Below are 5,091 nucleotides of genomic sequence, written 5' to 3'. Positions count from 1 at the left end.
GTACATATATAAATGGGACACCACCAATTAGATAGTTTAGATTATATAATCTTAAAACTAATCGCATCCAATGCCCGCATTCCGTTTCTGGAAGTAGCTCGTGAATGCAATGTATCCGGAGCAGCAATTCATCAACGGGTACAGAAATTGACAAATTTGGGGATCATCAAAGGATCGGAATACACGATCGACTCTAACAAAATCGGGTTCGAAACATGTGCTTATATAGGCCTTTACCTTCAAAATCCCGGACAATTCAAAGAAGTTCTGGAAAAACTCCAGCAAATCCCCGAAGTCGTAGAATGCCATTATACGACAGGACAATATGATATGTTTATCAAATTGTATGCTCGTAACAATAGCCATCTGTTAAAAATAATCCACACAAAATTACAGCCTTTAGGTTTAGCCAGAACCGAATCGCTGATCTCTTTCAAAGAGGCCTTCAAACGGCAATTACCGATTGAAGATCTGGAAGATGAGTCAGAAGACTAACTAAATAACGATAAAAAATCACATAAATCCGCTATACCTATGGAAAAAGGCATAGCGGATTTTTTTAATCAATGTTTCACCATGAACAATTGGAAAGAACTAGAAGCAAAAGCAATAGAATGGGCTAAAACGATGGGAGAAATTCAACTTTCATATTTCAGAAAAAGTCAACTATCGATAAAAACCAAATCGAATATTTTCGACATAGTAACTGCCGCAGACAAAGCCTGTGAACAATATTTCCAAGATCAGCTTACCATTCATTATCCAGATCACGATATGTTAGGAGAAGAAACCGGAATACATGAAAAAGGCAGTGATTATTGTTGGGTTATCGACCCTTTAGACGGAACTACGAATTTTAGCCAAGGATTACCTATCTTTTGCGTATCGATAGGATTACAATATAAAAAAGACACAATTATCGGAGTTATTTATGCTCCCTATTTAAATGAGCTTTACACCACAATAAAAGGTGAAGGGGCTTATAGAAACGGGCAAAAACTGACGGTCTCCGACAAAACAGAATTATCCCGATCTGTCATAGCAACAGGCTTTCCATACGACCACGGATCTAATCCGGATAACAATTCAGCCAATATAGTCCATATCTTACCCAAAGTAAGAGGGATCAGGCGTATGGGCTCTGCAGCATATGATTTATGTTGCGTAGCAGCCGGAAATTTAGATGGTTATTGGGAATTAAATCTGAATTTATGGGATGTTTGCGCCGGCATTTTACTGGTAGAAGAAGCCCAAGGCAAAGTAATTTCATTCCGGAATAACAGAGGCATTTCAATCATTGCCGGAAATTCGGACATTACATTATTACTAAAAGAAAATATCAGATAAAAATGACAGATTATCGGCTTAAAATAAGGTTGAATGATTCTTAATGCAAATTTAAGTACAATTTTATCCGATCGTTAATCCTGTGGGATTTACTTTGTAAACAGCTTCTATCAAAAGCTGTTTTTTTATTTCAAGAACAACTGAAAATCTGAAATAAAGAAAAGGGTTTCCAATACATTACATATATCAAAAAACCACATAATCTTATGAAAACACTTTATTATCATCAACCGCACACTCTCCTTAACAGAGCATTGCGCCTACTCCAAACTATCATTCAAAGAAAAGGGATACTTAGCTTGTTTACAACCTTGACCATATTGCTATTGCCTCTGTCTGTTCAAGGACAAACATCAAATAAGATACTGATCAACTCCGGATGGGAAATGCAAGACGCAGCCATAATTTCCAAAGAGGGTATGAAAGCCGGATGGGAAATGGAAAACGCTGCCAAAGTTCCACAAGAGGGGAAAGTAATATCTACAACAAAATATAAGCCTTCAGGCTGGTATAAAGCAACAGTCCCCGGAACGGTTCTTACGACCTTAGTAAATAATGGTGTTTATCCCGAACCGCTATACGGAGAGAACAATCGACCCGAAGTAATACCCGAATATCTTTGTCACACAGACTGGTGGTATAGAAATGAAGTCATGATTCCCGACTCATATAAAAATAAAACGATATGGCTCAATTTCGACGGAATTAACTACTCTGCCGATATTTGGGTAAATGGACATCGGGTAGGTCCGATTAAAGGAGCATTCATACGAGGCAATTTCGATATTACGTCATTCGTTAAACCCGGGCAAACAGCAATTATTGCCGTACGCATTTCTCCTCAACCGAATACAGGAGTTCCTTTCGAACATATTATGGGTACGGTCGGAGGTCCGTGCGGAGGTGTAGGACGCCTTGACGGACCTACCTTCGGATGTTCCAACGGGTGGGACTGGTTGTCCGGAATCCGTGATCGGAATAGCGGAATATGGCAAGATGTCTTTCTTTCGGCAACAGGTCACGTATTAATGAAAGATCCATTAATTACATCAGACCTACCGTTACCTCGTACCGATATAGCTTCCGTAACCGTGCAAACAACAGTACAAAATACGACCGGAAACGTACAGAAAGGAATAATCAAAGGTAGTTTTGACAGCATAAAGTTCGAAAAAACAATAGAAATCGCACCCTGGCGGTCTCTGACATTCACATTCGATCCTAAAGACTTTGCTCAACTAAATATAAAAAATCCGAAACTTTGGTGGCCGAATGGATTGGGAGAACAAAATCTTTACTCCATGCACCTGTCTTTTGAAATAGATGGAAAAATTTCCGATGAAAAAGAAGTAACATTCGGTATCCGAGAAATATCATACGATATTCCCGGAAGCGATAATCTGGGTCTTACGGTGAACGGAGTACGCATATTTTGTAAAGGAGGCAACTGGGGATTGGATGAAGCCCTAAAACGAATCGATCCCAAACGGTTAGAAGCTCAAATACGCATGCACAAAGATGCCAATTTCAACATGATACGTCTATGGGGAGGACAAGCTGCAAGTAAAATCCTCTATGACCTTTGCGATAAATACGGTATAATGATTTGGGACGAATTCTGGCAATTCAATGCAGCAGATCCTCTCGACCAAGACCTTTATATGGCAAATGTCCGCGATAAAATATTAAATTTCCGCAATCATCCGTCACTGGTTATATGGTGTGCACGCAACGAAGCATATCCCCCTAAATATCTGGATGATGCTGTACGATACGCACTTGCCGAACTCGATCCCTTGCGCCATTATCAATCCAATTCCGGAGGTGGAGGCGGATGCAATTCTGGCGGTCCGTATGAATGGCAAACTCCGGTAGATTATTACCGTTTTTCCGAAAGTAAAAAATTCAACAAAAAAGAGACTTTCAAAACAGAGATCGGCCCTCAATCGATACCGACATTGGAATCTATTCAAGGCATGATGCCGGAAAAAGATTGGACAAGTATTACCGATGCATGGGCAGAACATAATTTCATTTCAGGAGGTGGACGCAACTTAATGAAGATAATGACAAAACGTTATGGAAAAGTTGTCAATGTAGCTGATTTTGTCCGTAAATCACAAATGATGAATTATGAAGGTTTTCGTGCTTTATATGAAGGACGAATAGGTAAAATGTTTTCCCCGACACAAGGAATATTGTTATGGATGAGCGTTCCCGCCCAACCGAGTTTCGTGTGGCAAATGTTCCACTACGATTTGGAACCGAACGCTTCTCTCTTCGCTTTACAAAAAGCTTGTGAACAAATACACATTCAATTCAACGAAACAGATAACGGTATAATACAAGTAATTAATCATGAACCGAAGGCATTAAGCAGGGCTTATGCAAAAATTACAATTTACAATATCGACGGGTCTGTTGCAGCCGAAAAGAGCCATGAGGTAAACACTGCTGCCTGTTCGGTAAACAAAATAAGCGACATTAAATGGCCTTCGAACTTAACTTCGGTTCATTTTATAAAACTTGAACTCCGAGACTCTGACGGGAAGCTGATCTCAGACAATTTTTATTGGCGGGGGATCTCTTCGAAACCAAACGATCTCACGGCTCTTGAATCGATGCCTGTGGTAAAACTTGCAACGAAAGCCTCTACCCGTACAAAAGGCGAAAAAGTATTCATTGACGTTACTTTACGCAACCCGAGTAAAAACATCGCTTTAATGACACACTTGCAATTGCATCGAGGGAAAACCGGAGAACGTGTACTTCCGGTATATTACAGCGACAATTATATTTCATTAGCCCCGAAAGAAGAGAAAAAAATAACAATCGAAGCTGATGCTGACAATCTCAAAGGTGAAAAACCTCTTGTCCTGGTTGACGGATGGAACATCAAAGTATCCTCATCGACCTATATAGCCCCGAATAAAAATGCAGAAGTAAATAGTTGGCCTAAATCAGAGTTTACATTCATCGCTCCGAAAATAGAACCGTCCGATGAAATCCGTATCAATTGTGCCGGATATAACAGAGACGGATTTTCCAAAGATCCGGGCTTTCTTGAAGGAGCTTTAGGATATTGTACCGAAGATGTTGATGTAAGTGCTCCTATGTCAGGACCTGAAGCAATATATAAGACGGTTCGTTGGGGATCTTGCTCCTATCCGAATTTGATGAAGAATCCAAATGGAATTTACACGGTCAGACTACACTTTGCAGAGTTGGATAAAAACACGCCTCCGGGAAAACGTCGCTTCAACGTACTGATCAACGGTAAAACCGTACTGACAAATTTAGATGTTATTAAAGAGGCCGGAAGTAAATTTAAAGCTCTTGTCAAAGAAATTAAAGGAATTGCTCCCGATAAAGATCAAAGAATCACAATTGAATTGAAAGATATAAGATCAGGAGCTCCACAAATTTGCGGTTACGAAATATTCCCTGAATAAAAAATTTCAGTAATTGAGTGTTTAATTTTGCACGGATAATTTTTGAGAATAGTTTTCAAAGGCATCCCTTTGTCCCGGTAAAAGCGCAGCGTAGACGTACAGGAACGAGTGAATACACCGAAAAAAAACTAAAAAATTCGTATATAGAACTTTTACTGGTCTCTAAAAACAAACAGGCTGCTTTCACTACTGTCCACTAAAAATGGACAAGGTTAAAAATTAAACAAATTCGGTTCGCTTGAATCATATAGGTCTTTGACATTTTTGAAATTCGATTTGTCGAACAAGTCAC

3 protein-coding genes are annotated in these 5,091 nt (G+C 39.5%); all 3 read left to right on the top strand.

Translation table 11 applies throughout. The features are described from left to right. Positions 1-12: 12 nt before the first annotated feature. The 3 genes from AC1WHX_RS10360 (at position 13) to AC1WHX_RS10350 (ending at position 4,799) form a co-directional block, all read left to right on the top strand. Positions 13-495 carry an Lrp/AsnC family transcriptional regulator gene (locus AC1WHX_RS10360; protein WP_481229296.1) on the top strand — a complete coding sequence of 161 codons (483 nt, stop codon included), beginning with the start codon at positions 13-15 and terminating at the stop codon, positions 493-495. Positions 496-534: 39 nt separating this feature from the next. Next, positions 535-1,347 carry an inositol monophosphatase family protein gene (locus AC1WHX_RS10355; RefSeq protein ID WP_303115822.1) on the top strand — a complete coding sequence of 271 codons (813 nt, stop codon included), beginning with the start codon at positions 535-537 and terminating at the stop codon, positions 1,345-1,347. Positions 1,348-1,553: 206 nt separating this feature from the next. Further along, positions 1,554-4,799: a glycosyl hydrolase 2 galactose-binding domain-containing protein gene (locus tag AC1WHX_RS10350; protein WP_303115821.1), complete on the top strand. Its 3,246-nt coding sequence runs from the start codon at positions 1,554-1,556 to the stop codon at positions 4,797-4,799. Positions 4,800-5,091 lie beyond the last annotated feature (292 nt).

This window comes from Coprobacter sp., from assembly GCF_982436375.1.
This window is presented reverse-complemented; position numbering and strand designations above follow the sequence as displayed.